The organism is Thermus sp. H19.2, assembly GCF_054979525.1.
On the sequence record NZ_JBUFDB010000003.1, the window covers coordinates 27,000 to 53,988 of the forward strand.

The 26,989-nt window shown below is 65.9% G+C and carries 25 protein-coding genes and 1 pseudogene; 22 read left to right on the forward strand and 4 right to left on the reverse strand.

Going from position 1 to position 26,989, the window contains the following annotated elements:
* Nucleotides 1-83 precede the first annotated feature (83 nt).
* Nucleotides 84-539, forward strand: coding sequence for a hypothetical protein (locus tag ACY5J6_RS13800; RefSeq protein ID WP_462846858.1), 456 nt, complete (start codon nucleotides 84-86; stop codon nucleotides 537-539).
* A gap of 179 nt (nucleotides 540-718) precedes the next feature.
* Nucleotides 719-913: a DUF2442 domain-containing protein gene (locus ACY5J6_RS13805; RefSeq protein WP_462846859.1), complete on the forward strand. Its 195-nt coding sequence runs from the start codon at nucleotides 719-721 to the stop codon at nucleotides 911-913.
* On the opposite strand, the gene ACY5J6_RS13810 is transcribed toward ACY5J6_RS13805, so the two are convergent.
* Both ACY5J6_RS13810 and ACY5J6_RS13815 read right to left on the reverse strand, forming a co-directional pair.
* Nucleotides 910-1,548 carry a hypothetical protein gene (locus ACY5J6_RS13810; RefSeq protein WP_462846860.1) on the reverse strand — a complete coding sequence of 213 codons (639 nt, stop codon included), beginning with the start codon at nucleotides 1,546-1,548 and terminating at the stop codon, nucleotides 910-912. The genes ACY5J6_RS13805 and ACY5J6_RS13810 overlap by 4 nt on opposite strands.
* A 128-nt stretch (nucleotides 1,549-1,676) precedes the next feature.
* Complete coding sequence (locus tag ACY5J6_RS13815) at nucleotides 1,677-2,141, reverse strand: hypothetical protein (protein WP_462846861.1); 465 nt, start codon at nucleotides 2,139-2,141, stop codon at nucleotides 1,677-1,679.
* Between the two features lie 51 nt (nucleotides 2,142-2,192).
* Here ACY5J6_RS13815 and ACY5J6_RS13820 point away from each other — a divergent pair.
* A pseudogene (locus tag ACY5J6_RS13820) lies at nucleotides 2,193-3,309 on the forward strand (ISAs1 family transposase).
* 97 nt (nucleotides 3,310-3,406) lie between these two features.
* On the opposite strand, the gene ACY5J6_RS13825 reads toward ACY5J6_RS13820, so the two are convergent.
* On the reverse strand, nucleotides 3,407-4,228 hold the full coding sequence (locus ACY5J6_RS13825) for a hypothetical protein (RefSeq protein ID WP_462846862.1): 822 nt from the start codon (nucleotides 4,226-4,228) through the stop codon (nucleotides 3,407-3,409).
* A gap of 126 nt (nucleotides 4,229-4,354) precedes the next feature.
* Between ACY5J6_RS13825 and ACY5J6_RS13830 the strand changes: the two genes are divergently transcribed.
* The 7 genes from ACY5J6_RS13830 to ACY5J6_RS13860 all read left to right on the forward strand — a co-directional run bounded on the left by ACY5J6_RS13830 (nucleotide 4,355) and on the right by ACY5J6_RS13860 (nucleotide 13,491).
* A complete protein-coding gene (locus tag ACY5J6_RS13830; RefSeq protein ID WP_462846863.1) occupies nucleotides 4,355-5,002 on the forward strand; it encodes a helix-turn-helix domain-containing protein in 648 nt (215 codons plus the stop codon).
* A gap of 285 nt (nucleotides 5,003-5,287) precedes the next feature.
* Nucleotides 5,288-6,346, forward strand: coding sequence for a hypothetical protein (locus ACY5J6_RS13835; protein WP_462846864.1), 1,059 nt, complete (start codon nucleotides 5,288-5,290; stop codon nucleotides 6,344-6,346).
* Between the two features lie 5 nt (nucleotides 6,347-6,351).
* A complete protein-coding gene (locus tag ACY5J6_RS13840) occupies nucleotides 6,352-6,951 on the forward strand; it encodes a hypothetical protein (RefSeq protein WP_462846865.1) in 600 nt (199 codons plus the stop codon).
* Entirely contained in the window at nucleotides 6,933-7,460 is a 528-nt protein-coding gene (locus ACY5J6_RS13845) for a hypothetical protein (protein ID WP_462846866.1), read from the forward strand. The genes ACY5J6_RS13840 and ACY5J6_RS13845 overlap by 19 nt, the downstream gene beginning before the upstream one ends.
* 60 nt (nucleotides 7,461-7,520) lie before the next feature.
* Nucleotides 7,521-8,480 (forward strand): ParA family protein, encoded by a 960-nt coding sequence (locus tag ACY5J6_RS13850; protein WP_462846867.1) that lies wholly within the window; start codon nucleotides 7,521-7,523, stop codon nucleotides 8,478-8,480.
* A 62-nt stretch (nucleotides 8,481-8,542) separates the two neighbouring features.
* A complete protein-coding gene (locus ACY5J6_RS13855) occupies nucleotides 8,543-9,385 on the forward strand; it encodes a ParB/RepB/Spo0J family partition protein (RefSeq protein WP_462846874.1) in 843 nt (280 codons plus the stop codon).
* 11 nt (nucleotides 9,386-9,396) lie between these two features.
* Nucleotides 9,397-13,491, forward strand: a complete 4,095-nt coding sequence (locus ACY5J6_RS13860; RefSeq protein ID WP_462846868.1) for an Eco57I restriction-modification methylase domain-containing protein — start codon at nucleotides 9,397-9,399, stop codon at nucleotides 13,489-13,491.
* Nucleotides 13,492-13,803: 312 nt separating this feature from the next.
* Here the strand turns inward: ACY5J6_RS13860 and ACY5J6_RS13865 are convergent, their stop codons facing one another.
* Complete coding sequence (locus tag ACY5J6_RS13865; protein WP_462846869.1) at nucleotides 13,804-14,463, reverse strand: GntR family transcriptional regulator; 660 nt, start codon at nucleotides 14,461-14,463, stop codon at nucleotides 13,804-13,806.
* 82 nt (nucleotides 14,464-14,545) lie between these two features.
* Here ACY5J6_RS13865 and ACY5J6_RS13870 point away from each other — a divergent pair, with 82 nt between their 5' ends.
* The 12 genes from ACY5J6_RS13870 to ACY5J6_RS13925 all read left to right on the forward strand — a co-directional run bounded on the left by ACY5J6_RS13870 (nucleotide 14,546) and on the right by ACY5J6_RS13925 (nucleotide 26,968).
* The gene (locus ACY5J6_RS13870; RefSeq protein ID WP_462846870.1) at nucleotides 14,546-14,842 is read left to right on the forward strand and encodes a UxaA family hydrolase; all 297 of its coding nucleotides are present in this window, start codon (nucleotides 14,546-14,548) and stop codon (nucleotides 14,840-14,842) included.
* The gene (locus tag ACY5J6_RS13875; RefSeq protein ID WP_462846871.1) at nucleotides 14,839-15,990 is read left to right on the forward strand and encodes a UxaA family hydrolase; all 1,152 of its coding nucleotides are present in this window, start codon (nucleotides 14,839-14,841) and stop codon (nucleotides 15,988-15,990) included. The genes ACY5J6_RS13870 and ACY5J6_RS13875 overlap by 4 nt, the downstream gene beginning before the upstream one ends.
* 9 nt (nucleotides 15,991-15,999) lie before the next feature.
* Complete coding sequence (locus ACY5J6_RS13880) at nucleotides 16,000-16,911, forward strand: hydroxyacid dehydrogenase (protein WP_462846872.1); 912 nt, start codon at nucleotides 16,000-16,002, stop codon at nucleotides 16,909-16,911.
* Complete coding sequence (locus tag ACY5J6_RS13885; RefSeq protein ID WP_462846873.1) at nucleotides 16,901-17,869, forward strand: Ldh family oxidoreductase; 969 nt, start codon at nucleotides 16,901-16,903, stop codon at nucleotides 17,867-17,869. The genes ACY5J6_RS13880 and ACY5J6_RS13885 overlap by 11 nt, the downstream gene beginning before the upstream one ends.
* Before the next feature lie 117 nt (nucleotides 17,870-17,986).
* Nucleotides 17,987-19,138 carry an ABC transporter substrate-binding protein gene (locus tag ACY5J6_RS13890; RefSeq protein ID WP_462846779.1) on the forward strand — a complete coding sequence of 384 codons (1,152 nt, stop codon included), beginning with the start codon at nucleotides 17,987-17,989 and terminating at the stop codon, nucleotides 19,136-19,138.
* A 10-nt stretch (nucleotides 19,139-19,148) separates the two neighbouring features.
* Complete coding sequence (locus ACY5J6_RS13895) at nucleotides 19,149-20,036, forward strand: carbohydrate ABC transporter permease (protein ID WP_462846780.1); 888 nt, start codon at nucleotides 19,149-19,151, stop codon at nucleotides 20,034-20,036.
* A complete protein-coding gene (locus ACY5J6_RS13900; protein WP_462846782.1) occupies nucleotides 20,033-20,866 on the forward strand; it encodes a carbohydrate ABC transporter permease in 834 nt (277 codons plus the stop codon). The genes ACY5J6_RS13895 and ACY5J6_RS13900 overlap by 4 nt, the downstream gene beginning before the upstream one ends.
* Nucleotides 20,863-22,194, forward strand: coding sequence for a fucose isomerase (locus tag ACY5J6_RS13905; RefSeq protein ID WP_462846783.1), 1,332 nt, complete (start codon nucleotides 20,863-20,865; stop codon nucleotides 22,192-22,194). Before ACY5J6_RS13900 ends, ACY5J6_RS13905 begins: the two co-directional genes overlap by 4 nt.
* A complete protein-coding gene (locus ACY5J6_RS13910; protein ID WP_462846784.1) occupies nucleotides 22,173-23,009 on the forward strand; it encodes a PfkB family carbohydrate kinase in 837 nt (278 codons plus the stop codon). Before ACY5J6_RS13905 ends, ACY5J6_RS13910 begins: the two co-directional genes overlap by 22 nt.
* Nucleotides 22,994-23,884 (forward strand): tagatose 1,6-diphosphate aldolase, encoded by an 891-nt coding sequence (locus ACY5J6_RS13915; protein ID WP_462846786.1) that lies wholly within the window; start codon nucleotides 22,994-22,996, stop codon nucleotides 23,882-23,884. Before ACY5J6_RS13910 ends, ACY5J6_RS13915 begins: the two co-directional genes overlap by 16 nt.
* Nucleotides 23,881-25,992, forward strand: a complete 2,112-nt coding sequence (locus tag ACY5J6_RS13920) for a TIM-barrel domain-containing protein (protein ID WP_462846787.1) — start codon at nucleotides 23,881-23,883, stop codon at nucleotides 25,990-25,992. Before ACY5J6_RS13915 ends, ACY5J6_RS13920 begins: the two co-directional genes overlap by 4 nt.
* A gap of 76 nt (nucleotides 25,993-26,068) precedes the next feature.
* Entirely contained in the window at nucleotides 26,069-26,968 is a 900-nt protein-coding gene (locus ACY5J6_RS13925; RefSeq protein WP_462846788.1) for a transposase family protein, read from the forward strand.
* Nucleotides 26,969-26,989: the final 21 nt, after the last annotated feature.

The window sequence follows — 26,989 nt, forward strand, 5'->3', positions numbered from 1 at the left end:
CTGGGTGAAGATGGGAAAGAGAACTTCAAGGTTCCCGGAAGGAGACGAAGCATGTTTCGGAAGGTGACGATAGGAGGTGAGGCATGCCCAGGTGGATTAGCCTCGGTCTACTGGCGATGCTGGGGGTGATCCTGACGGCTTGTCCATCCCCAGCTCCCGCTCACATCCTCCTTCTGTACTACCCGCAAAGCCCCAGCCTTTGTCCCGGGGGCGTGAAGATGGTCAACACCGACGAATACTACCCTCCCATCACCCTCCAGCCCACCACCAGCCCTCCCACGCCCCCGGCACCTGGAGAGGTTCTACCTAGAGGTGTGGTAGTCGAACCCGCCCAGTGGAGTTTTCCCGTTCCGCTTGCAGCCACAGAGCGGTACGGCTCCGCATTCTTTTGTGAAACCGGAAATGGGCGGTTGACTACCCCGGGCCCGCGCTTGATGCCCCGGGACATGTATGAGGGCAAGGGACTGAAGGTGCTGGTCGTCGTGGAAGACCCCAACGAGGCGGGCTACCTGAAGTGGTACTGGAGCTTCCTCCCGTGAACCCAAGCGATCAGGCGCACCGAGCGCCCTTTAGGTCCTAAGGCCCTGCCCTGGCGGGGCTACTCCCTTTCGCTCCAGCCCCAGAGGCCTTTCCGGGGAAGGGTGGGACCGATGGTGGAGGCCAAGCCCCTGGACTGAGGGGCCGAGGCCCTGGCTCCGGTTCTTGGAAGGAGGGGGTAGTGGACCTCGAGGCCCTGGAGCTTCCCGGGCTTCTCTCCCGCCTCCGGGATCCCGACTTCTTCGCCCGGGTGCGGGTGGACCCGGAGCTCGGGGCCCCGGTGTGGCCCGGGGGGCTGGACCTGGACCCCCTGGTGCTCTACGCCCGGGCCCTGGGCACGGGGCTCCCCTTACAGGCAGAGGCCCGGGAGGCCTAGGGCCCCTTCTGGCCCTGGTGGAGATCTGACTCAGGTGGGCTGGCGGGCCCCTCCTGGGGCGGGGTGGGGACCTCATCAACCCTGGCGGGAGGCGGGGGAAGGGCCTCCAGCTCCTCCACCACCAGGAGGCCCGAGACCACCCGCCCCTGCGCCCTCAGGGCCAGGCCTTCCCCGGGCGGGGCCACCTTGGGGCGGAGTTCCTTGGGGACCAGGACCTCCAGGGGGAAGGGCTTGGGGAGGAGGCCCTGGGGGTTGGGGCGGATCTGCAGGACCAGGTAGCCGGCCACCTCCTCCCAGGCCTGGGGGATTCCCAGGGCGAAGAAGCGGCCGTAGACCCCCTCCCAGCGGGCGGGGTCTTGGGAGAAGCGGGGGAGCTGGAACCTGGCCAGGTCCAGGCGGCCCTCCTTGGTCTTGGGCCAGAGGTGGGCGCCCACCTCCAGGCCTTCGGGGTGGGCGGCGAGGACCTTGGCCAGGGCCTTGCGGGTCTTGGGGGGGAGGCGCTTGCGGGTGAGGGGGACCTCCCCGCCCAGTTCGGGGAGGGAGAGGACGGGGGGCGCCTTGGGCTTCTTCGGGGGCAAGAGGGTCCCCCGGGCGTAGAGGGTGGCGTAGTAGAGCAGGGGGGCTTTGGCTTCCACGGGGGCATGATACCCGAGGCCTAGGCGGCCCCGGGGGCCACCTCCACCTCCTTGTCCTCCATCCCAGGGCTATCCCGGCGTGAAGCGAAACCCCGGCCCCAGCGGGCCGGGGTTGGACCAGTTCTCCCCTAGGGCAGGGTGTAGGAGGGCCCGGTGAAGGACACTCTCCTCTGGGCCCATGAGACGTCCAGGCCCGCGAGGAGGCTTTCCGTAGGTGTTCCTCCGCCAAAGAATATTCCCGCCTGGGTCATGTTCCCCAAGAAGGCGTTGAGGGTCAAGTCTACCGAGCGGGCGTTTGGATCCGCGAGGGCGTAGTTCAGCCCCGGCACCACGGGGAGGGTGTAGGTGGTGGTGGACCCACTTGGGTAAACGGTGATCTGGGTTTTCAGGTCGTAGCTGGAGGTGCTGTCCCGGAGAAGCCCGGAGTATGCAAAAATTTGGTACCCCTGGGCCCCGGGGTAGCTCAAGGTGAGCTGGTCGCCGTCTACGCTGAACTGGCCCGCTCCCCAGGGGCTGGGGAGGCTGGGAGTCCAGTCGTTGCCCCCGGTGTCCTTGAGCGCAAAGAGATGGTTGGAGGAATCCGATACGTTCACCACGCCCATCCCAGACTTGGCTGATGTGCGGGCTCAGGGTAAAGAAGGGGCATGACCCTACGCGAGGCTTTGTCCCGAATCCCCGACCCCCGGGCCCGAAACCGGCGGTACCCCCTGTGGGGCCTCCTGGCCCTCATCCTGGTGGCTTTCCACAAGGTGTTTCCCTGACGGGAAAGCAGTTCCGCGTGGACTCCCTGAGGGGCGTGGAACGCTTCGCCCGCGCCAACCCTCACCTCTTGCCCCACCTCGGCCTGCGCAAGCCCCCGGGCCACACCATCCTCACCCTTCTCCTGCACCGCCTGGACCCCCATAAGCTCCAGGAAGCCCTGCTCAAGGTCTTTCCCGAAGTGGAGCTGGGGGAGGTCCTGGTGGTGGACGGGAAGCACCTTCGGGGAAGCGGCAAGGGGAAAAGCCCCCAGGTCAGGCTGGTGGAGGTCCTGGCCCTGGGTCTGCGGACCACCCTGGCCCAGGCCCAGGCGGAGGGGAGGGAGGATCAAGCCCTCTTGGAGCTCCTGGACCGCCTTGGGGCGGAGGGGCTCAAGGGGAAGGTGGTGGTGGGGGACGCGGGGTACCTGTACCCGGAGGTGGCGGGGAAGGTGGTGCAAAAAGGGGGGCCTACCTTTTCCTTTTGAAGGCCAACCAGGGGGAACTGCTGGAGTGGGCTCTGGAGGTGTTCAAGGGGATGGAGGAGAGGCGGCTTCCCGGGGAGACCGAGGCGGTGTGGAATCTGGCGCGGGACGGGGAGGTGTGGACCTACCGGGTCTGGGCCTCCCCCCACTTGCCGGAAGAGATACGCGCCTTTCCCGGGTGCCGGCAGGTGGTGCGGCTGGAGCGGGAGGTGGTGCACAAGGGGACGGGGGAGGTGCGGCGAAGGGTGAGCTACGCCCTCACCAGCCTGGGGCCGGAGGTGGCGGAGGCGAGGCGGCTTGGGGAGCTTCTCCTTTCCCGGTGGGAGGTGGAGAACCGGTCCTTTTGGGTGCGGGACGTTCTCTTCCGTGAAGACGCCTGCCAGGTGCGGGGGGTGGGGGCGCGGGTCTTGGCGGTCCTCCGGGCCTTTCTGGTCTCCCTCTTCCACCGCCGAGGGGTCAGGGAGAAGAAGGCGGCCATGGAGGCCTTCTCCTTCCATCCCCTCTCCGCCCTCAAGTTCCTGGGGCTCTATGCAGTATAGCGGTCAAGTTTGACTCCCACCCCCATTGACAGGGTCTTCCCTCTCGGCTACCCTACTAATTAGGGACTGGGCCCGGGGTTTCCCCGGGCTTAGTACGTTAGGGAAGGACCCAAAGCCGCTCCCGTGAAGCCGGATCCTTCAAAAAGACGAACACTTCGGAGGTCACGTCCCGAGTAAAAAGGCGGTCTTCCAAAAACTCCCTGAACCACATTCCTATCTCCTCTCGAGGGGGCTCCCACCCGCTTTCCGCCTTGAGGTACCGGCCGTAAACATAGGCCGGAAAGTCAGCCGCAGCGCCCATCTGATGCCGCTTCCCTATCGGGCCTGGGACGCCGAGAACCCTCAGCTTTCCCTCCCGCCTGAGGGCCTCAAAGGGAAGGACCTCGAGGAACCCCCCGAAATCACGGGGATGGGACGCTTCGAAGAAGACAAACCCGTACCCTCTCGCTTCCCTAAGGCGGACCTCAACCTCACGAAGCAGGAGGGCGAAAAGGGCCCCACGCAGGTCCATCCCCGTGATTTTCGGGCTGGACTTGGACTCACCCGCGAGAAACTCTGCCAAGGTGGGCTTCTCCACATGGACCGCCACAAAGGCTTCCGCCTCCCTAGAAACCGCCTCCAAAACGGAGCGGAACCAGAGCATAGCCTCGGCCACCTCTAGGCCGCTCCCACCTCTGGCGCGGCGGTAAGGGCCTTTGCGCTGGTAAAGATCCACCGCATGCAGGGAAAGACCCCCTTCCAGTCCCAAAAGAGTGGCCAGCTCCCCCGCAATCCGGTGGAGTTCCCTTTCCAGCTGGAGGTAACGAGGCCCCGCAGGAATCAGCGTGGCCAGGAAAACGTACAGGGGCTGTTGCGCCGAAGTGAGGTCTGCCCCCGTCTCCCCGTACTCGTCCACGTAGATCGCGAACGTCGGCTCCACCAGGGACAGCTTATCCTGAAGAGTCCGCACAAACCCACTTTTGCAGCCGCAAAGGGAGCCTTCCTGCCTTGAGCGCTCCTCAGTATTGCTGTTGCACTAGGAAAGAACAGGCCGTATCGTGTGGCCATGCCACGCACCAGCAAACGCCCTCTCCCCCGCCACGTCCTCCGCATCGGCGAGAGGCGGCGGGAGCTCGGCCTCACCCAGGAAGAACTCGCCCGCATGGCGGGCTTCTCCACCAGCCTCATGGCCAAGATCGAGCGGGGCGCCGTGGACCCCAAGACCCTCTCCGCCCAGTACCTGGTGGGCCTCGCCCGGGCCCTCGGCCTCACCCTCTCCGAGGTCATGGGGGAGGAGGTCCCCGGGGACGACCTGGGCTCCGTCCCCTTCACCCTCCCCGTCTACACTTCCCCCGAGGAGCTGGAAGAAGGCAAGCCCGCCTCCCGGGCCTTCCTCGCTCCGGCTGAGCTTCCCCGGGGGGCGGTGGTGGAACGCCTGGCCTTCCTGGAGGTCCCGGGGAAGTGGCTCGCCACCCTGGACCTCCCCTTCCCCACCGCCCGGAGGGTCTGGGTCCTCACGGAGCTCAGACCCCTCCTCCAGCCCCAGGCCGTCTACCTGGGGAAGGCCCAAGGCCACGCCGCCTTCTTCCCCCACGAGGCCCTGGAGAGGGACCCCCTGGCCCTCTACCCTCTCCACCCGGAGCTCACCACCCTCTGGCTCAGGGAGGAGCGCCCCGAGGTCCTGGGCCTGGTACGGGGATGGCGGGTGTTGTAAAAGCCAGGTATTGCCAAAAGACTTAGAGTCTGCTACCCTTTGGGTGAGGGTAGCCAACCCTGGGGGGGACGTGCTAGACTCCAGGGTTAAGGAGGTGAGAGGTCAGGTAGGGACTTCTCGAGGTCGCTAAAGCAGAAAGTCCGGGGTTTCCCCCGGGACCCTCGCAAGCGTCTTGGTACCTTTGGCCACACCTAACCCAAAGGTAGCAGGAAAAAGGGGAAATGTCAACCCGGGTGGGAGCCCCACGGGCCCCAGGGCCGGGGGTAAGCGGCCCAAAAGGCAACCGTGGGAGCGCGAATCGGCTGGACCCATCTGGAAGCGCCAAACGGATTCACCCTCATCCCCAACCTCCTCCTCAACAAGCTCTTCGGTAGCGGCCTCTCCGACAGGGAGATCGCGGTCTTCCTCGCCCTCGCCACCCGCAGGAACCTCCACCACAAGAAGGCCTCCACGAAGGACCTGGCCCGCTTCCTCAAGCGGGACCCCCGCACGGTGGAGAAGGCCCTCCTGGCCCTCTGGGAGGCGGGCCTGGTGGAGCGGGACGCCACCGGGTGGTGGCTTTCCTCCCTGGATGGAGAAGATCTCTCATCCACCTCTCAGCAAGCCGTGCAGGCCTCTCAGCAAGGTTTGCAAGGCGAATTGGGGGAAAACGTCCTCCAGGACGAGCTTGGCTCCGAGCCGGAAATAAAGAAAGAGAATCAAACCTCTGAAGAAAAAAATCCTGCTCACCCTCACGCCCAGGCGGCGGAGGCGGAAGAGGCGGAGACGGACCTCGAGGCCCCAGAGGAGGAGACGGTCCCCGCTCCTCCGCCAGGGAACGGATTAGGAGCGGCCTTTCCTGCCCCTTCGCCGTCTCCCGGCTTTTCCTCTCCCTCGAAGCCTTCCCCGGGGCTCGTGAAGGATGGCACAAGGCGCCCCCTCCAAGAGGCCTTGAAGCGGGCGGGCCTCTGGCGGGACTTCTACCGGGTCTTCCGCCCGGGCTTCGCCCACCAGGGCCTGTGGCGGGCCTACCTGGAGCGCCTGGAGCGGGAGGCCCTGCCCTTGGGGGAGGGCTTCCTCCTCGCCCTGGACCGCACCCTGAAGGGGGCCCTTTTGGGCACGGTCCGCTACCCGGCGGCCTACCTGGACTGCCTCCTCAAAGACCTCGCCCCGCCCGAGCGCTCCTCCCCTCCCCCACCCTCATTGGAAGAGGTACCTAAGGACGCCCTTCTCCTCTTTCCGGACGGAAGGCGGGGGTACTTCGCCGGGTGGACCGGGGGCGGGGCCAAGGCCTTCGTGGAGGTGGACGGGGTGGCCTACCTGGTGGAGCGGGAGCTCGTCCTCGCGGCCCGTGTGGTAGGGTGAAGGGGATGGTCAGGGCCGAGCCCATGGAGCACCAAGGGCACGCGCCGGCGCATCTCGCGGGCGGGGGTTCTAAGCGCCCGCACCACTACTCCGCCGTGGTGCTGGCCGTGGGCCAGGTGGCGGTGAGGGAGGTGCGGGCGGAGAACGGTCAGATCTACACCTTCCACCGCCTCCGCCTGCCGGACGGGGCTTCCTTCCCCCTCCCGCGGGTCCACCGGGGGCGCCCTCTTTCCGAGCTTATCGGGGAGCGCCTTCTGGTCCACTACTGGCCCCGCACGGACGCCAGAGGCCTCCTGGAGAAGAAGCCTCTTTTGGGGAAGCTCAGGCCCGCCGGGGAAGAGGTCCTGGAGAAGCCCCTCTTCTGGGCCCAGGGCCGGGTGGCCTTCGTGGACCGGGAGGAGGGGAGGTTCGGCCTCCTGGTGCGGCCCAACCCCGGAGGGCGCCTCAAGGAGCCCTTCACCCTCACCCTCTGGGCTTCTCTCAGCCTCCTGGAGGGCCTCAGCGTGGGGAGCGGGGTCTACGTGGAGGGGGAGGTGCGCCTCGCGACTCGGCGCCTGGTGGTGCGGTGGGTGGAGCCGGTCCGCCTGTGGGACGACTCCGCCTAGGCCACCGGGCCCAGGTCCTGGGGGTGGCCCACCTCGCTCCCCTAAGGGGGAGGGCGAGCCTCCGCCTCGAGGCCCCCGGCCTCTTCACCCAGCGCCTCAAGGCCCCGGGGGGCTTGCGCAAGGGTCTGGTTCCTGAGCTTTATCGGGTGGTCCTCCACCCCAGGACGGACCGGGAAGGGTTCCTCACGGGCCTCTACCTGGCCCACGCCGCCCTCCTCTCCCCCGCTCCGGTGGGGGCGGTGCCCGGGGAGCCCCTCCGCTTCCTCCTCTTCGGCGAGTGGCTCGGGGCCTTGGAGGGCATAGGCCGGGTGCGGGTGGTGCCTCAGGATCCCGTTCAGGTTCCCCCCTTTGTGGTGCGGTTTCTCCTCCGGCGCCCCCAGCTGGCCCCGGCTCCCGGGGGCTTGGCCCTGGTCCTGGGCCGGGTGGAACGGGGGAGGCTCGTGGGGGAGGTGCCGGTGGGGCTCGCCTTGGGGAGGGAGCTTCCGATCCCCTTACTTCCGGGGGCGTGATGGAGCACACGCCCCGTGGGATTTGACACACGGGGGCGATGGGGTTATAGTGCTTCCAACATGACCAAGACCATCCTGGTTCCCCTCAAGGAGTGGGCCTTGGAGCAAGGGCTCTCCTACTCCGGCGCCCTGAAGTATATCCAGGAGGGGAGGCTCAACGCGCGGCGCTTAGGCCGGTACTGGTACGTGGTGAAGGAGGTGGAGGCCCCTGGCGGCGAGGGAGTGGTCCTGACCTTCTTCACCCACGCCGGGGGGGCAGGGAAGACCTCTCTTGCCCGGGACCTGGGGTACGAGATGGCCTCCCGGGGAAAGCGGGTACTCCTCGTGGACGTGGACCCCCAGGCCAACCTCTCCGCCTGGCTCGGGGTGGAGGACGCTCCCGTGGAGGAAACCCTTCTTGGGCTTCTAGAGGGGAAGGGACGGCTCAGGCCTCGGGAGGTCCTGCCGGGCGTGAGCCTCGTTCCGGCCCACGTGGAGCTCGCCCGGGCCGAGCTCGTCCTCATTCGGGAGCCCTACAAGATGTTCGCTTTGAGGAAGGCCCTGGAGGCTTTCCGCCAAGAGTACGACCTCATCTTCGTGGATTCCCTTCCTTCCTTGGGTTCTCTCGCGGGCGTGGCGGGCATGGCCGGGGACGGCCTCCTGGTTCCCGTGGAGGCCTCCCCTAAGGGGCTTCAGGCTTTGCCCACGGTGCTTTCGGTCGCCCGCGATTACGCGGAGGGGCTGGCCTCCCTGGGGATGTGGGGCGGAACAACTTTCGTTCGGGCCCTCATTCCGAACGGCCTCGAGGGCACGGTCCGGGACCGGGAGGTCCTTGCCCAGCTGGAAACCATCGGTGGGCGGATCCCGCTCGCTCCGCCCCTGGTGCGCCGCCCGGCGGTGTACCGGGAGGCCCAGGTCCAGCGGGTGCCCGTACAGGCCGTGGGGGGAGAAGAGGTGCGCCGGGAGATGCGGGCTCTAGGGGACTTCCTGGAGCGGGTTCTGGAGGATATTCGGGTTGACCTTCACAAGGAGGTGGCCTGATGAGCCGCAAGCCGAGCCCCATGGACCCCTTCCTGGCCCGGGCGCTTTCCGCCCTGGAGGAGATGGAGAAGAAGCCTGTGCAGGCTGGCGGGAAGGTGCTTCCCCTCGAGGTCCTCGTCCCCTCCCCCCAGCCCCGCAAGCGCTTTGAGAACCTCGAGGCCCTCGCCGAGAGCGTCCGGGAGAAGGGGGTCCTCCAGCCCCTCCTGGTGCGCCCCCTCGGGGACGGGAGGTACGCCGTCGTGGCCGGGGAAAGGCGCTACCGGGCCGCCCTCATGGCGGGGCTTTCCGAGGTCCCGGTCCGGGTCCTGGACCTCCCGGAGAAGGAGGCCCGCCTCCTCGCCCTGGTGGAGAACCTCCAGCGGGAGGACTTGAACCCCTACGAGGAGACCCTGGGGGTGCTGGACCTCCTGTCGGAAGACTTGGGGAAAAGCCGGGAGGAGGTGGTGGGGCTCCTCCACAGGATGCGCAATGAGGTGAAGGGGAAGATTACCCGCAACGTTGCGGGTACCCCCGAGGCCCAGAGGGTGGAGGAGGTCTTCCGGGCCCTGGGCCGGATGACCTGGGAGTCCTTCGTCCGCCACCGCCTCCCCCTCCTCTCCCTCCCCGAGGACCTGAAGGTAGCTCTGGAGGAGGGGGCGATTCCCTACACCGCCGCCCTGGAGCTCAAGAAGGTGCGGGACGAGGCTCTGAGGCGGGCCCTCCTGGAGGAGGCCAGGGCGGGGCTTTCCTTGCGGGAGCTCAAGGCCAGGGTGCGGGAAGCCTTGCGGAGGCAAAGGGCCCCTAAGCCCTGGCACCGGGAGGTGGGGGAGAGGCTGGCGAAGCTCGACCTGGAAGTCCTCCCTCCCGAAAAGCGGCAGGCTTTAGAGCACCACCTCGAGGCGATTCAAAAGCTCCTGGAAGGCTAGGGGGTGGTCTGGTGGACGGGACCAAACTCCGGGAGGCTCTGGCTCGCATCCGGGAAGGCCTTTCCAACGTCCATACGGAGGACGAGCTTGAAAAGCTCTTCCACGGTTCGGGTTTCTACGAGGCTTTGGGTTACACCCGGGTGGGCCGGGACATTCGGGGCAAGGTTAAGGGCAGGGGTGGAATCCCCGACGTGCTTTTGCTCAACGACGACGAGTCCATTCAGGCGATTCTCGAGTTCAAGAAGCCCGAGGTGGAGCTCGCCGGCCATTCCGAGCAGCTGGCGCGCTACAGGATGGAGCTGCGCCCCCTCTACGGGCTCCTCACCAACGGTAAGGTGTTCTGGCTTTATCGGAGAAGAGGCCTCGTCTGGGAGGGGCCCGAACGGCACACCCTAGAGGACCTTCTGGATGACCCCAGCCCCTTGGAGGGCCTTGCAAAGGTCTCCCTGGAGCTGAGGGAGCAGCAGCGGGTTCTGGAGGCCCTCAGCCACACGGAGGCAGATCAGATCCTTTTGGAGGATCCCCAGGGAGAGGGCGGGCGTCAGTTCATCCACGCCTTCGGACTGACCAAGGAGGGGGGTGAGCCGGCCAAGGATCTGGAGGAGCTCGGTCCCTTCGGGCGGTTGGTCCACGCCACCCACCGCCTGGTGGGTGCCTTTTCACAAAAGAGCCGCTTCCTGCAGGGAGCGTACTCCTTCTGGCGCAAGATCTACGCCCACGAGCCCGAGAGTCTCCCCAAGGCCTGGGAGGTTTTCCGCCCCGTGGGTGAGGATGAGCCGTACCGCTTTATGTTTGCCCTGGAGACCGCGTATGCCCTCACCGCCCGGCTCATCCTGGCTAAGGCGGTGCAGGATCACGGCGGGGAGGTGTCGCCTCTGCCTTCCCTCGCCGCCCACCTGCGGCGCGTTATCGGCCTGGACCAGTACCGGATGGGGATTCCCCCCACCGCCTACACCCGGGCCGTCGCAGAGGCCTTCGAGGCCTATGCTGAGAGGTTTTTAAGCTCCCTCTACGCCTCCGACCTCTTTGACTGGTGGCGGGAAGCTACGGGGGACAGCCCGGAGGAGAAGGCCTTCGGCGAGGCCCTGGCCCGGGTGATCCTTGCCCTCTTCCGCTTTAACTTCCGGACGCTTAGGGGCGACTTCCTGGGCGAGCTCTACCAGCGCTACTTCGACCCCGAGACCCGAAAGGCCCTGGGCGAGTTTTACACCCCTCCGGCGGTGGTGCGGTACATCCTGGACGAGGTGGGCTATGCGGGGGAGGGGCGCCTGCTGGATCCCGCATGCGGCTCGGGCACCTTCCTCATCGAGGCCCTCCGCCGCTTCCTGAACCACGAACGCCAGAGGGGCGTTCCCGATCGGGAGATCCTCCGCAAGCTCACTGAGGACTACGTCCTGGTGGGCTTCGATATCAACCCCTTCGCGGTCATGATGAGCCAGGTCAACCTGGCCTCGCACCTGGTGGGGGCTTATCTCAAAGCCCTGGAGGAGGACCCTGAGTTGGTCCTGCGGCATCTGCCCGTGGTCCAGACGGACTCCCTTCGACAGGAGCTCTTTGAGGGGCGAAGGGAGGAGCGGCACGCCCAAACCGGTGTCCAGATGGGCCTGGACTTCGGCGAGAAGGAGATTGCCCTCAAGGTACCCCTACCCCTTAAGGCCGAGAAGGGCGAGCCCGTGGCCGAGGTCACCTTCCCGAACCCCGACTGGGCGGTAAACAACGGCCTGGTGCGGAATGAGCGGGAGTGGATTTTGGCTCTTGAGGCTCTCTTTGATGCGGTTTACTGGCAAAACCGCAACGAGGAGCGGTATTTCTACTCCGAGCCCTGGTCCGAGCTTTTGCGGAAGACCGTTGGGCGAGTTGGGCTGGATGCGGCTTTGGCAGACCGCCTTCGTCCCTACGCGGAGAAAGTCTGGCAGGTTTTGCAGGAACTTCGACCCAAGCACGGGGATGGCCGTTTCCTCAAGGCCCTCATGGACTTCGCCCTGGGCATGGTGCTTAAACACGTCCTCAGGTACGACTTCGTGGTCGGTAACCCGCCCTACGTGCGTATCCAGAACCTGCCCGAGTTTCAAAAGGCCCACTGGAAGGATCACTACGCCTGGATGGAGGGGAACTTTGACATCTACATTCCCTTCGTGGAGCGGGCTCTCCAAAGCCGACGGGGCGAGCGCCCGGGCTGGCTTAGGGAGGGGGGAAAGTTGGGGTACATTACCTCCAACCGCTTCCTTACCGTCAACTACGCGGCCCCTCTCCGGGAGGAGCTGCCCAAAAAAGCCACCCTAGTCTCCTTGACAGACCTAGGGGCGGCCATCTTTGAGCCGCCCGGGGCTGACGAGGCCACGCGGCTCTTCAGGGAGGTCATGGTCTACCCGGCGATCACTGTCCTGGAGAACAGGACGCCCGAGAGTCCCTACCGCTTCAGGGTGGCCCGCTTTTTACCCAGGGCCTTGCCTGTCTCCCCCGGCGAGGCCCTAGAGGCTGTGCGCTCAGGGTTCGCCTCCCTCTCCCCGAAAAAGCCCCACCTGCCCTTGTCCTTGAAGGGGAGCGACTGCGGGGACCTCTTCCTGGCCGAGAGCGAATGGCTCTGGCGCCGGGGGTGGTACCTCATGCCCCCGGACGAGCGGGCGGTCTGGGAGAAGCTGGACCGGGTGGGGCGCCTACCACAGATCCACCCTGGTTGCGATCAGATCCCTTCCCAGGCCCGTCGGCTGTTCAACTTTACGGCCACCCGGGGAGGCGGTTTTCAGGGCATCGCTACCGGCCTCGACGAGGTCATGGTCCTGAAGCAGGTGGACGAGGACAAGGACCGCGGCCTGCTTTACCTGGTACCCAAGGGCAAGGAGGGGGACCCCGACGCCTGGAAGAACCCGGTGGTCCTAGAGCGGGAGGTCCTCCGCCCCTTCCTCTTCGGGCGGGATGTGGACCGGTGGTACCTGGACTGGAAGGGGTACTGGGTCATCTTCCCCTATTGGTTCGGCGTGGTCACCAGGGCTGATGGGGAAGGCAGGACCAGGGAAGACCCTGGCTGGCACCTGATCCCCCATAGTGGGAACCTCCACTACCGGCGGGAACGGCCAAGGGGAAGGGGGAAGGTGGAGGTCTTCCAGCCCTTCGCGGGATGGCCAGAAGACGCCCCGCTATTGGACAGGGACTACCCCCACCTTTGGGCCTACCTGAAACGCCACGAGGAGGAGCTCCGGGCCCGGGAGGGGGGGCGCTATCGGGAGGGTGAGGAGGACGAGTGGCGGTGGTATGACCTGGCGAGGCCGCAAAGCCTCGAGGCGGCCACACGGCCGAAGCTCCTTGTACAGCTCCTCGCCTCTTCGGCCAAATACGCTAACGACGGGCAGGGTGGGTTTCTGTTTCAAGCAGGAGGCAAGGGTGGGGGTGTCTACGGGATCAGCTTGAAAGACGAGGCTCTGGCGCCAGTTTTTCTGGGCCTTTTGAACAGCTCGGTTTCGGACTTCTATCTAAAGCAGATAAGCAGCGTTTACTCGGGGGGCTTTTGGTCCTATGCAGACGCTTTCCTTAAGTGGATACCTTTTCCTGAGGCCACCGATGCGCAGAAAAGGCGCCTGGCCGATTGCGTCGACAAGCTCACCCGAAGGACGGCTGAGTACCGCCGGGTGAAGGAGGCTCTGGCCTCCTTCCCGAAAGACTACTGGGAGGAGCTCAAGAGGTCTGGAAAGGCCCCGCCCAGAGATGCGCTTAAAAACCTGGCCCGGTGGGGCGGCCTAGCCCAAAAGATGGATGCGGAGCGCGCTGAAATCCTGACCGACCTCCAGGGCCAGGCTGTCCTCAGGGTGGGCAGGGGTGAGCTCATTTTCCCCCACGAGTCCCATGCCCGGTTGGTTCTCGAGATCCTGAGGGAGCGCCGGGTCGTTTCCAGGGGAGAGTTTCTGGGGTGGGAGCTCCCTCAGGATCCCCGGGATGCCGAAGCCTTTTTAAAGGTCCTTGCGGACCTCCGTGACCGCTACCGGATCCTCGAGCAGGAAATACGAGCTCTTGAAGAGGAGCTTGATGGAGCTACTTTTGACCTCTTCGCCCTTCACCCGGAGGAACGGGAGACGATCGTCCGGTTTTTGCGCCGCTCCTCCGAGAGATAGGTCTGGGAAGGGGGTGGATGGTCCGAGAGCGCTTTGGGCACGTGGCCCTCGAGGAGCCCCCGTGGGGGTAGACGCTGAGCGCGTGGTGGCCTTCAGTGTTGGAGCGGTACCAATTCTCGGTCTAAGAGGCTGTCGTAAAACTCCTACACGGCCAGCTACGCGGGTCGTGTAAGGATTTATGTGTAAGAGTCCGTGTTTAATAGGGGGGCACCTCCTCGTTCCAAGGTGTGCCCCCTGTTAAACAGGGATTCTTAACACTTAAATCCTTACACACTTAAATCCTTACACGACCGGGAGCGGGGATACCCCGCTTCAGAACTGAGCGCGGAAGTGGGCATCTAGGGCCCTCCAGGCGTTTCGTATGTGGTGGCGCATGCGGGCTTCGCAGGCCTCGGGATCGCCGGCGGCGAGGGCCTCGAGGATCTCCCTATGCTCTTCCAAGGCCGAGGGAAGCCTCCCCGGCACCGCGGCCGAGGTGCTGATGAGAAGGCGCACCTGGCCGTCCAGGCTTTCCGCTGCCCTAAGGAGCCTGCGGTTCTTCGCGGCCTCCCATAGGGCACGGTGGAAGGCCAGGTCCAGGTCCCCGTAGCCCTCCAGGTCCCCTTCCTCGGCGGCCTGCACCTGCTTCTGGTACAGGCTGCGCAGGCGTTGGGTGAGCTCCGGACTCGCCCGCAAGGTGGCGAGCCGGGCGGCGAGGCCCTCCAGGACCTCCCGGAGCTCGTAGATTTCCCGGATGGCCTCGAGGTCGGGCTTGGGGACGATGTAACCGCGGTGGGGGATGGCCTGGACGAGGCCTTCCTTTTCCAGGGCGGCCAAGGCTTCCTTGACCGGGGTGGGGGAGAGACCCAGGCCCTCGGCGAGTTCGCGGACCACGAGCTTCGTACCGGGGGGGTACGTGCGGTTGAGGATGGCCCGGCGCAGGGCCCGGTAGGCCTCCTGGGTGAGGGTGGTCCTGGGGATGGCTTTCTTCATCTGGTTTAAACATACTGGACAGGACTTGACGGGTCAAGATTTTAGATTTAAAATCCCGGACATAAGGAAGGAGGCAAAAGGTATGCGCAAGGCGGCGGCGCATCGGCGTGAGGATCACGTGGCCGTGGCGGTGGCGGACCTAAGCCCGGGCGAGGAGGTGGAGGTGGCCGTTCTGGAAGGGGGTGAGCCCCTGCGGGTCCAGGTGCTGGAGCCTATTCCCTTGGGCCACAAGGTTGCCCTCAAAGACATCGCCGAAGGTGAGGTGGTGCGGGAGTACGGGGAGCCCATCGGGCGGGCTACCCGGTCCATCCACCGGGGCGCCCACGTGCACACCCATAACCTCCGCAGCCTGCGGTGGGACTTCGGGGGTGGACGATGAGGCTCACCGGCTACCGGCGCCCCAACGGGTGGGTGGGGGTGCGCAACCACGTGGTGGTTCTCCCCGTGGACGACCTTTCCAACCGTGCAGCGGAGGGCGTGGCGGCCCTGATCCCCGGCGTGGTGGCCCTGCCCCACCCTTACGGCCGCCTGCAGTTCGGCGAGGACCTGGAGCTCACCTTTAGGACCCTTTCGGGCCACGGGGCGAACCCCAATGTCTTTGGAGCGGTGGTCATCGGTATAGAGCCCAAGTGGACGGAGCGGGTGGCCGAGGAGATCGCCCGGACGGGGAAGCCCGTGGAGGCCTTCTCCATAGAGGGGTACGGGGACCTAAGGACCATAGAGCAGGCCTCCCGGGCGGCTTACCGCCTGATGCAGGAGGCGAGCGAGCTGGAGCGGGAGCCCGTGGAGCTTAGGGAGCTTGTCCTCTCCATCAAATGCGGGGAGAGCGACCCCACCTTGGGGCTTGCGGGGAACCCGGCCTTGGGGCGGGTGGTGGATCGGCTGGTGGACGAGGGGGCCACGGTGATCTTTGGGGAGACCAGCGAGCTCACCGGGGCGGAACACCTCATCGCCGCAAGGTGCGCCACCCCCGAGGTACGCGAAGCCTTCCTGCGGACCTATCGGGATTACGTGGCCATGATCGAGGCCAAGGGGGTGGACCTTCTGGGCTCCCAGCCTACCGAGGGAAACATCCGCGGGGGGCTCACCACTATTGAGGAGAAGGCCCTTGGCAACATCCAAAAGACGGGTACCAGGCCTGTCCGGAGGGTGCTGAGGCCAGCGGAACCCGTGGGGCCCGGGGAGGGGCTGGTGTTCATGGACTCCTCCAGCGCCGCCGCGGAGATGATCACCTTGGCGGTGGCGGGGGGAAGCGTGCTCCACTTCTTCACCACGGGGCAGGGAAACGTGGTGGGCCACCCTCTTGTACCCGTGATTAAGATCTCCCCTAACCCCAAGACCTGTGAGACCATGGCGGAGCACATCGACGTTCCTCTGCCGGATCTGCTCCTGGGGGAGATTGGCCTGGAGGAGGCCGCAGCTAGGATCCTGGACGTTTTCGAGCGGACCGTGCGGGGAAGGCGCACCGCGGCGGAGCTTTTGGGCCATGCCGAGTTCGTCCTGACCCGGCTTTACCCAAGCGCCTAGGAGGAGGACATGATCCTCGTGGCCGAGGAGCTAGACCCAAGAGGCTTGGAGCTTCTCCGGGGAGTAGGCTACCCTCACCGCTACGAGCCTGATCTCTGGCGCGACCCGGGGAGCCTCAAGCGGGCCCTCGCCGAGGCCACGGCCTTGATCGTCCGGAACCGCATCCGGGTGGACGGGGCCCTCCTGGAAGGGGCTTCTCGCCTCCGGGTCGTGGGGCGTTTGGGCACGGGGCTGGACAACGTGGACCAGGAGGCCCTGCGGGCGAGGGGCGTGGCCCTGGTCTATGCCCCGGGGGCCAACGCCCTGGGCGTGGCGGAGTACGTGCTCGCCGCCCTCTTCCACCTAGCGCGAAACCTACCCCGGGCGGCCCAGGGAGGGGATCGGTTGTCCCTCGGCGGGTTCGAGCTTGCGGGGAAGACCCTGGGGCTTGTGGGCCTCGGGGAGGTGGGTCTACGGGTGGCCCAGAGGGCGAGGGCCCTGGGTATGCGGGTGGTGGGCTACGACCCCTTGCGGAAGCCTTGGGAGGCGGCCCTGGAAGGAGTGGGGGTGGAGCTTCTTCCCTTAGAGGCGGTCTTTTCTGAGGCCCACTTCCTCTCCCTCCACGCCCCCCCTACCCCCGAAACACGGGGCCTGGTGAACCGAAGAACCCTTGCCCGCATGCGTCCCGGCGCCTACCTGATCAACACCGCCCGGGGGGAGTTGGTGGACCACGGGGCCTTGTACGAAGCGCTCCGGGAAGGACACCTTGCTGGGGCTGTTCTGGACGTGACCTATCCTGAGCCCCTTCCCGAGGACCACCCCTTGCGTGGGCTTGAGACCTGCCTAATCACCCCCCACATCGCCGGCCTCACCCGCGAAGCCCAAGCCCGGGTAGGGGAACAGGTGGTGCGGGGGGTCTTGGAGGTGCTTCGTGCGGCTTAGCCCGGAGGAGCTTCGCCACGCCCTGGAGGCCCACTTCCTCCGCCTCGGCCTTCCCGATGAGGGAGCGAGGGCCTTTGCGGAGGTCCTCGTGGAGGCGGAGTTGGAGGGGCTCAGAAGCCACGGCTTGGCCCGGCTTCCCATCTACACCGCCCAGCTGGAGCGGGGGGGGCTGAACCCCAGGCCGAGGATGGCTCTCCGGTGGGCCCGGCCCGGATTGGCTCTTCTGGACGCCGACGGGGCTCCGGGGCCTTGGGCGGCCCTGGAGGCGGTGGCCGCTTTGGTGCCCGTGGCCAAGGAGCAGGGCCTCGCTGCCGTGGCCGTGCGCCGGGCGGGGCACGTGGGCCCTTTGGGTCCCTACGTCCGGCGTCTGGCCCAGGCAGGCCTGGTGGGCTTGGCCTTCGCCAACACCCCGCCTGCCCTGGCCCCGGGACCGATCTTGGGAACAAACCCCATGGCCTTGGGGGCGCCTATGGAGCCGGAGCCCCTTGTGGTGGACCTGGCCCTCAGCGTGGTCTCCCGCGGGAAGATCTTGGAGAGGGCTCAGAGGGGAGAGCCTATCCCCGAGGGTTGGGCCGTGGACCGGGAAGGGCGGCCCACGACCGATCCCAAGGCGGCCCTGGAAGGGGCGTTGCTTCCCATAGGGGGAGGCAAGGGGCTTGCCCTAGCCGTCCTGGTGGAGGTGTTGGCGGGTGCTTTGGCGGGGGACGTGCTCAGCCCCGACCTCCCTCTTCCTTGGAAGGCGCCGGAGGCTAAGGCCTTCCCGGGATTTCTGCTCGTGGGGATAGACGCTGCTTGCCTTTCCCCCAGCTTACCCCATCGGCTTGCCCAGTTGCGGGGGCACCTGGAGACGGTGGGTGGCCGCCTTCCGGGCTCGAGGCGGGCCGAGAGGCGGCTTGAGGGGCTTCAACAAGGCATCAAAGTGCCTCAGGAGGTCTGGGGCACTTTGATTGGGAGGTGATGGGTGATGCGGAAGATTTGGTTGGGCATATTGGCTCTAGGACTGAGCCTTTCTGCGGCGTGGGCCCAGCAAACCCAGCTTAGGGTGTTCGTCGGCGGTCAGCAGCGTCCCGACGTGATGCGGAAGATCCTTGACATCTACGAGCAGCGCAATCCCGGGGTGAAGGTGGAGATCGAGGTCGGAGGGGCGACCTCTGACCAGCAGCAGCAGTACCTGACCACCGTCCTGACCTCCAGGGATCCTTCCTTGGACCTAATCCTCATTGACATCATCCGCCCTGCCCAGTACAAGGCAGCGGGGTGGGCTGAGCCCCTGGATCGCTACCTGCCCAAAGCTGCCCGCGATGCCCTTTTAAAGCAGTATCTTCCCGCTTACGCCCGGGCTAACGTGGTGGACGGGACGCTGGTAGCCTTGCCCGCCTTTGCCGATGCGCAGTTCCTCTTCTACCGGAAGGACCTGCTGGAGAAGTACGGTTTCAAGCCGCCCACGACCTGGGATGAGGCCATCCGGCAGGCACAGGTGATTCTCCAGGGGGAAAAGGATCCAAACCTTAATGGGATCGGCTTCATGGGCAATATTTCCGAGGGCACGGTCTGCAGCTTCCTGCTCCCCATTTGGGCGGCAGGCGGGGACGTCACCGACGACCAAGGCCGATTGATCCTTACCGAGGACCTCGCCCGTAGGTCCCTCCAGTTCTGGTTGGACCTCATGGACAAATACCGGGTGAGCCCCCCCAATATGGCTGAGAAAGCCCAGGACACGATTCGTCGCGAGATGCAGCAAGGGCGTTGGATTTTCGCCACTCTCTTCGCCTACGCCTGGGCTCACTTCCAAAACGATCCTGACTCTGCGGTCAAGGGGAAGATCGGGGTAACCACGATGCCTAAGTTTGAGGGTGGCCGCTCTGCGAGCTGCCTCGGCGGATGGCAGTGGACCATCTCCGCCTTCTCCCGCAACAAGGCCCAGGCTTACCAACTCCTCCGCTACCTCTCCAGCCCCGAGGTGGCCAAGATCCTGGCCATCGAGGCCTCCAACCTCCCGGCCTTCCCCGAGCTCTACAAGGATCCTGACGTCCTCAAAGCCAACCCTTGGTTCGCCGACGCTCTTCCCGTGGTCCTGAACGCCCGCGCCCGGCCCGTGCATCCTCGCTACCCCGAGATCGCCGACGTGATGCGGCGGGGCCTGAACGCTGTGCTAGCCCGGACGAAGACGCCGGAGCAGGCGGCCAAGGAGATCGTCCAAGGCCTTAGGACCATTTACGGGCGCTAGAGGTTGGGAGATGGGGCGGCCCTTTCGGGACCTGAGCGAGCGGGCCCTGGCCTTTTTGCTCCTCTTACCCGCCTTTGCCCTGCTGGGGCTTGTGGCGGTTTACCCGGTGGTCAAGCTTTTCGTCACCAGCCTCCAAGACCTCCACCTGGCCTACGGAACCCAAGGCACCTTCGTGGGCCTGGAAAACTACCGTAGGCTCCTGGAGGATAGCCGTTTTCTGAATGCCCTCCGTGTAACCTTGTTGCTCGCCCTGGTCACGGTCCCGGGGGCCGCCCTTGTGGGACTTGGCCTCGCCCTTCTCGCCAACCTCCCCTTTGCCATTAAGTGGCCTGTGAGACTAGGCCTCCTCCTTCCCTGGGCCATGCCCCTGGTCTTCGCAGGGCTCATCTTTCGCTGGTTTTTTGAAAGTGACTACGGTATCGTCAACGACATTCTGCGTCGGCTCGGACTTTCTCCCCTTTACTGGCTTACAGACCCCAATCTGGCCTTTTGGGCCATATCTGCGACGATCGTATGGAAGACGAGTTCCTTTGTGGCCCTGGTCCTCCTTGCCGGTTTGCAGACGATTCCCCGGGAGTACTACGAGGCCGCCCAGGTGGACGGGGCAGCCCCAGGGCAGATATTTCTCCGGATCACCTTGCCCCTACTCCTGCCTTCCCTCCTTGTGGCTTTGATCTTCCGGACCATCACGGCGCTTCAGACTTTTGACATCCCCTTCGCCATGACCGGAGGGGGGCCGGGCACAGCCACAGAGACCCTGGCTATGTACATTCGTACCCAGAGCGTGGAGAACCTCAACTTCGGCTACGGTTCCGCTCTGGCTGTGGCGCTTTTCGTCCTTTGTATGGCCGTGACCGTGGTCTACCTCAGGTACTTGGAAAGGAGTGAGGAAGCGTGAGGGCCGCGCGCGTTTGGCGTCGGGTGGGGATCTGGCTGGCAGGCGCTCTGTTGGTGGTCAACGGCCTTTTTCCCGCCCTGTGGATCCTCTTTACCTCCTTGAAGACGGAAGCCGAACTCACCCGGTTTCCCATCACCTACTGGCCCCAGGAGCCGACCCTGGCCAACTACGAGCGGGCCTTTCGCGAGGCCCCCCTTCTTCGCTACTTCTTGAACAGCCTTGTGGTGGCCGCTGGGTCTACGGCCTTCTGCGTGACGGTGTCCGCCATGGCGGCCTATGCCCTGGCGCGGCTCCGCCTTGCCTACGCCGGAGCGATCCTCCTCGCCCTGGTGGCCCTGGCCATGTTTCCCCCGGCGACCCTCCTCGTGTCCCTCTACCAGATCTTCACGGGCCTTGGTCTGCGCAACACCTACCTAGGCCTCATCCTTCCCCACGCCGCGTTGAGCCTGCCCGTGGCTGTCCTCGTTCTTTACAGTTTTTTCAAAACCATTCCCAGGGACTTAGAAGCTGCCGCCCTTGTGGACGGGTGCACCCGGGTGGGGGCCCTTCGGTACGTGATCCTTCCCCTTTCGGGCCCCGGGGTCTTCACCGCTTCCTTGCTTGCCTTCGTGAACTCTTGGGATGAGTTTCTTCTCGCCCTCACCCTGGCTCCTGCCCGGGAGATGCGCACACTCCCCGTGGGGATCACCCTTTACCAGGGGGAGTACCTCTTCCCCTGGCCCTTGATCTCGGCGGCCCTCGTGGTGGCCATGGTTCCCGTGGCCTTGGTCATCGCCGTCTTCCAAGAGCGTATCGTAGCAGGCCTGACCCAAGGAGCTTTGAAGGGGTGAACAGCGTGGAACGCGTGCACATGGCCTTTGTACCGGTGATGAGACCCCTTTTCCGGGGGGCCCGGATGGGCCTCGAGGAGGGGATGGGAGCCCTTTTGACGGAGGTAGGTGGGGAGCTTGGGGCGAAGGTCATCTTCTTGGAGCCCGTGCGCACGGCGGAGGAAGCAGAGGCGGCGGCGCGAAGGGTGGCGGGCGAGGGCGTGGATCTCCTGGTCCTGGGCCTTGTCACCTTTGCCACGGGGGACCTCTTCCGGCCTTTCCTGGATCTTCCGACACCTAAGGTCCTCTGGGCCCTACCCGAGGCCTGGACCGGGGGCCCGTTGCCGCAGAACGCCCTCTGCGGCCTTAACTTGGCCCTTTCCCTACCGGGGGTTAGGGGAGTGAGGTGGCTCTACGGGCCGCCTGACCGGGTGAGTCTTCGTGAGGTCCTCGCCCCAGTACTGGCCGCGGTCCGGGGTCTTCGGGTCCTACGAGAGGCCCGGCTCCTCTGGCTTGGGGGGCCCGCTCCCGGGTTTGAGCGGTTTGGCGAGCGCCCCTTGACGGGCGCCCGAGTGGACGAGGTGGGTCTCGAGGCCTTCTTCGCCGCTTACGAGGCCGTGGAGGAGAAGACCCTCGCCGAAGCCCTAGCGTCCTGGAAGGAGCTCGCTGGGCTTGGGGAGGCGGGAGTCCGCCTGGCCCGGGTAGCCCTGGCCCTTAAGGCCTTGGCCGAAGGCTACGATGGAGTGGCCTTCCGCGACTGGCCGGAGGTGCCCGATCGGCTCGGCGTCTTTCCCTCCGCTGCCTTGGCCGTCCTCGGCGACGAGGGCTTCCTGGTGGCCCCAGAAGGAGACCTGATGGGCCTTTTGAGCCAGCTGGTTCTCCGGGCCGTGGGCGGGAGGGACCCTATTCTTCTGGACATCGTGGCCGTGGACGACCGGGGGGTACTCCTTTGGCACGGGGGGGAGGCGCCCCTCTCCTGGGCCTCGGAAAGGGGTGCGCTCCTTCCCCACTTCAACCGGGGAGTTCCGGCAGTGCGCCACCTGGTGCTGCGGGAGGGACCGGTCACGGGCCTCCGGTTGACGGGGAGAGGCTTCGTTTGCTTCGGGGGACGGTTGGACGGGCGGGGAGCTTATATTGGCGTCTCCGGTTGGCTTCGGGACATCGTTTGGTCCGATAAACCCCTTGCGCCGCGCGCCTTTCTCGGCCGCTGGCTGGGGGCGGGGATGCCTCACCACCTAGCCCTGGGGCAGGGCGAGTGCGTGGAGGCTTTGCAGGAGCTCGGCCGTCTGGCAGGCCTCGAGGCCTTGCAGGGAGAGGAAGGAGGAGTATGGGGGGCGTCCTGGGAGTAGGGTGGGCCTGCGTGGACCTGCGCTTTCACCTGGCCGTCTGGCCCCCCGCAGGAAGCCGGACACCCGTGGTCGGCTACCGGGAGGCCCTGGGGGGCCCGGCGGCGGTGGCCATCCTGACCGTGGCAGCCCTGGGCGGGAGGGCCACCCTCTTTGCCCGGAGGGGGGAGGACCTCTGGGGGGCCTGGCTGGCCGAGCGCCTCGAGGCCGCCGGGGTGCACGCCCGGATGGTGGTGGGGGGAAGAACCCCGGTGAGCGCTGTCCTGGTGACCCCTGATGGGGAGCGCTTCATCTTTCCCTATCGGGGCGAGCTCCCCGCACACCTTCCGGAGAACTGGCCCAGGGAAGTGGAACAGTCGGATGTGGTCTTGGCCGACACCCGTTGGCCCGAGGGAGCGCGGGCGGTCTTTGCCCGGGCCCGTAGCGCCGGTAAACCCTGCGTGTTGGACCTGGATTTGGGCGAGGAGGAGGCATTGGGACTCGCCCGCCTGGCCACTCACGTGATCGCTTCGGAAGAGGCGGAGAAAGCCCTCGGGGGCCTCAAGGCCCTTGGTGCCCTTTTCCCTGAGGCCTTCGTAGCCGTGACGCGGGGAAGGCGGGGTGTGGCCTGGGCTGAGGGCGGCCTCCCCGCCCTTCCTGTGGAAGCGAAAGACACCACGGGCGCCGGGGACGTGTTCCACGGCGCCTTCGCCTGGGCCTTGGCGGAAGGCTGGGACGAGGTGGGGGCGCTCCGGCTGGCGAACGCCGTAGCCGGGCTCTACGTGGCCCAGGGCCGGTTGCCCTCTTGGGAGGAGGTGAAACCGTGGATCGCGAAGTAGGTATACGGCTCGCCCTTAGGCGGCTCTCCGACGGGGAGGGGAGGTTTGCCCTCCTCGCCGTGGATCAGCGCCCACCCCTTTTCCAGCTCGTGGCCCGGGCGCGGCCAGGGCTGGATGCCGGAGCGGTGGGGCGAGAGGTTTCCTGCTTGAAGGCCTTGGTAACACGGGTGCTCAGCCCCTGGGCTACCGGGGTTTTGCTGGATCCCTTGTACGGGGGACAGGCCTTGGCCCACCTTCCCCGGGAGGCGGGGCTTCTTCTTACCCTGGAGGACCACCGCTTCCGGGTGGATGGCCAGGGATACCGCCTAAGCCGGATAATCCCTCGATGGGGAGTAGAGGCGGCCCTGAGAGCAGGCGGGGACGGGTTCAAACTCCTCCTCTGGTATCGGCCGGATGCGCCGGAGGAAGTGCGGGCGCGCCAGCTGGCCTTGGCCCGCAGGGTGGGCCGGGTAAGCCGAAAATGGGGCAGGCCCTTTGTCCTGGAGCTGCTTCCTTACCCCTTGGCGGACGAAGATCCTTTCGGCTTACGGGAAGCGTGGGAAGGGATCCTTCGGGACTTCGCCGACCCCGGGCTCGGCGTCGCTCTTTACAAGCTGCCTTACGTGCCCGGCTTGATGGAGCGCTTCAGCGAGCGCTTGCCCGCGCCCTGGGTGCTCCTCTCAGGGGGCCTTGGCCCCGAGGACTTTATGAAGGCGCTAGAGGAAGCCTTGAGGGCGGGGGCCCGGGGCTTCCTGGCAGGACGGGCGTTCTGGCTGGAGGCGCTTTCCGCCTACCCGGACCTGGAGGCGGTGGAGGTGAGGCTTCTGGCAGCGAGGGAATGGATGCGGCGGGCGTTGGACCTCCTCCGCGCTCATGTGGCACCGCAAACCTTATGAAAGTTGACCCTTTCGCCCTTAAGGCCTGGTGTCCTGAGGAGATCCAGATTCTGGAGGCTGGCCCCCGAGGGGTGCGGGCCCTCCTGGATGGTGTACCCCTCTCCTTGGTCGCCTACGGACCCCGCTCGGTGCGCCTCCGACTGGGAGAGCCGGGAGGGCAAGACTACGGGATCCTCGCTGGGGCGGAGCCTGTTCCCTTCGCCGCCCTCGAGGCCGAGGGCCCTTGGGTCTGGGCCAGGCTGGGAAACATGGAGGTGTCCTTGGACCTCCGGGCACCGAGCCTGCGCCTTAGGTGGAACGGGAGGGAGGTCCTCCGACCCTCAGGGGACGGGCACATCCGCGGGGAGCCCCGTTTGCCCTTCCTCGCCCGGGGGGAGGGGTCTTGGGCCGTGGCCTTCGCCTTAGCCCCGGGCGAGCCGGTCTATGGTCTGGGGGAGAAGTTTGGTCCCTTGAACCGGCGGGGCCAGCTCGTCACCTGTTGGAACGAGGACGCCCTGGGCGTGAACGCCGAGCGGAGCTATAAGAACGTGCCTTTCCTCTGGAGCCCCAGAGGGTGGGGCCTCTTCGCCCACACCACCGCCCGGAGCCACCATGGGGTGGGCTTTCCCCAGTGGAGCCACAGGAGCTACGTCCTGGTGGTGGAGGATGGGGGGCTGGATCTCTTTTTGATGGCGGGGGAGCCGGAGGAGATCCTCGAGGCCTACGCCGGACTCACGGGTAAGGCCTACCCTGCGCCCCGTTGGAGTCTTGGGGTGTGGTGGAGCCGGTGCTATTACCGCTCGCCCGAGGAGGCCCTCGAGGTGGCCCGCTCCCTGAGGGAGCGGGAGATTCCGGGGGATGTCCTTGTTTTAGATGGCAGGGCTTGGCTAGAGGTGGAAACCCGGTGCGCCCTGGAGTGGGACCTAAGGCGCTATCCAGATCCTCCGGCCTTCGTACGGGCGGTCAAGTCCTTGGGGTACCGGCTGTGCCTCTGGGAGTACCCGTATATTTCCCTTTACAACCCCATCTTTTCGGAGCTGGCCCGGAAAGGGTTCTTCCTGCGCGACGCTCAAGGTCACTCCTACGTGTACCGTTGGGATCCGGAACCTTTCGGCGAACTCCTCACCCCTTTGCCTCCCTCTGGGATTCTGGACTTCACCCGGGAGGAAGTGGTGCGCTGGTGGCATGAGCGCCACCAGGCCCTTTTCTCCTTGGGAGTAGACGTCATGAAGACCGATTTCGGGGAGCAGGTACCCGAAGACGCCTACGCCGCTAACGGGGATAGTGGAGCATATTTGCACAACGCCTACCCCCTTCTCTACAACCGAGCGGTTTGGGAAGCTACCCCGGAGCGGTTGGTGTTCGCCCGGAGCGGCTACGCTGGGAGCCATCGCTACCCCGTGGTCTGGGGTGGAGATCCCCAGGCGGACTGGGATGGGCTCGCGGCCAGTTTGCGCGGTGGGCTCTCCTGGGGGCTTTCCGGCGGGCCCTACTACGCCCACGACATCGGAGGGTTCTACGGAACCCCCGAAACGGAGCTCTACGTGCGGTGGACCCAGGCGGCCGTCTTTTTCTCCCACGTGCGCTTCCACGGGACCTCGCCCCGGGAGCCATGGTTCTTTGGGAGGGATGCCGAGAGGCTCGTGAGGGGGTGGCTTCGTCTTCGCTTGCGTTTGCTCCCTTACTTGGAAGCCAGCCTCGCCCGGGACCTTTCCCGTGGCCTTCCCCTCGCCAAGGCCCTTCCCCTGGTCTTCCCGCAGGACTCCTGGGCCCGGGGTTTTGAGGAGGAGTTTCTTGTAGGCGAAGATTTCTTGGTGGCCCCTTTGGTAGAGCCAGGGGGAGAGCGGGAGGTTTACCTGCCGGAGGGGCGCTGGTACGATCTGTGGACGGGAAGCCTTTACGAGGGCCCAACACTGGTCAAGAAAAAATGGCCTTTGGAGCAGATCCCGGTCTTCGCCCGTGAAGGAGCGGTGATCCCTATAGGCTTTCCAAGCCTACGTGCCGAAGAGGTAGCTCTCCAGGGCGTGGTACTTGTTGGGAAGCTCCCGAAGAGGTACGTGAACGCAGGGCGAGTCCTTGGGGTGGTTTCCCAGGGCTTTACCTTAGACAGATTGTTGTTCGATGGGTAAGGGAAAGGATGTGGACCCTGACCTCTCATCAGTTTGCTCTTGCCAGCCAAAGGAAAAGGGGGCTTGGGTAAGGTGTGTGGAACCACAAGCCCCCTTCCATCACACCACGGCTCTCGGCTTGGGCCTCTTTCCCCACCTCCGCAGGACCTTCCGCACCAACCTGGCCCTGTTCCTCAGCACCCTCTTGCGCAACACCCCTCCCCGCCCTACCCTGAGTGCCTACGCGCGAAGCCTGCCTCTGCCCTACAGCGCCCAGGCCAAGCTCAACCGGCTCTGGCGCTTCCTCCGCCACCCCGCGCCGCAAAACCCCTGGATCCTCACCCGGGCCTTGCTCCCGCTCCTCTCCCCTCGGGCCGCGAAAGGCAAGCTGCTCCCCCTGCTGGTGGACTGGACCCCACTGGAGGATGGAAAGCATCAGGCTCTGGTCGCCGCCTTACCCCTGAGAGGGCGGGCTTTGGTGGTGGCCTTCGAGGTGCATCCCCGCTCCCCTTGGCCCAGCGCAAGCCGGGTCGAGGCCCGCTTCTTCTACCGGCTCACCGCGTGGGTGAAGGAGCTCGGCTTCGTTCCCCTTTTCCTCGCCGACCGGGAGTTTGACGCCACGGCTCTGCTCAAGCAGCTCAAGGATTGGGGTGCGGCCTTCCTCATCCGCCTGGAGGGCACCGTCAGCGTGGTCTCGGAAGAAGGGGAACGCTTTGTGCTCAAGGCGCGGTATCCCCGGGTGCTCGCGCCCTTCTCCTTCCGGGCCAAGCTCAAAGGTGCGGTTCCAGTACACCTGTTCCTAAGCCAGGAGGGGGAGGAGCCCTGGTACCTGGCCTTAAGCCTGCTCCAGGGATCGTTCTTTGAACCCCAGGGGTATGCGTTGCGGATGTGGATCGGTCAGCGAAGCTATCTTGTGGAGGGGTTTCGCGACCTGAAGGGGGCAGGGCTAGGGCTGGACCGGCACCTTTTGCGGACCCAGGCGAGCCTGGAGGGGTGACTTTCGCTTTTGTTCTTGGCC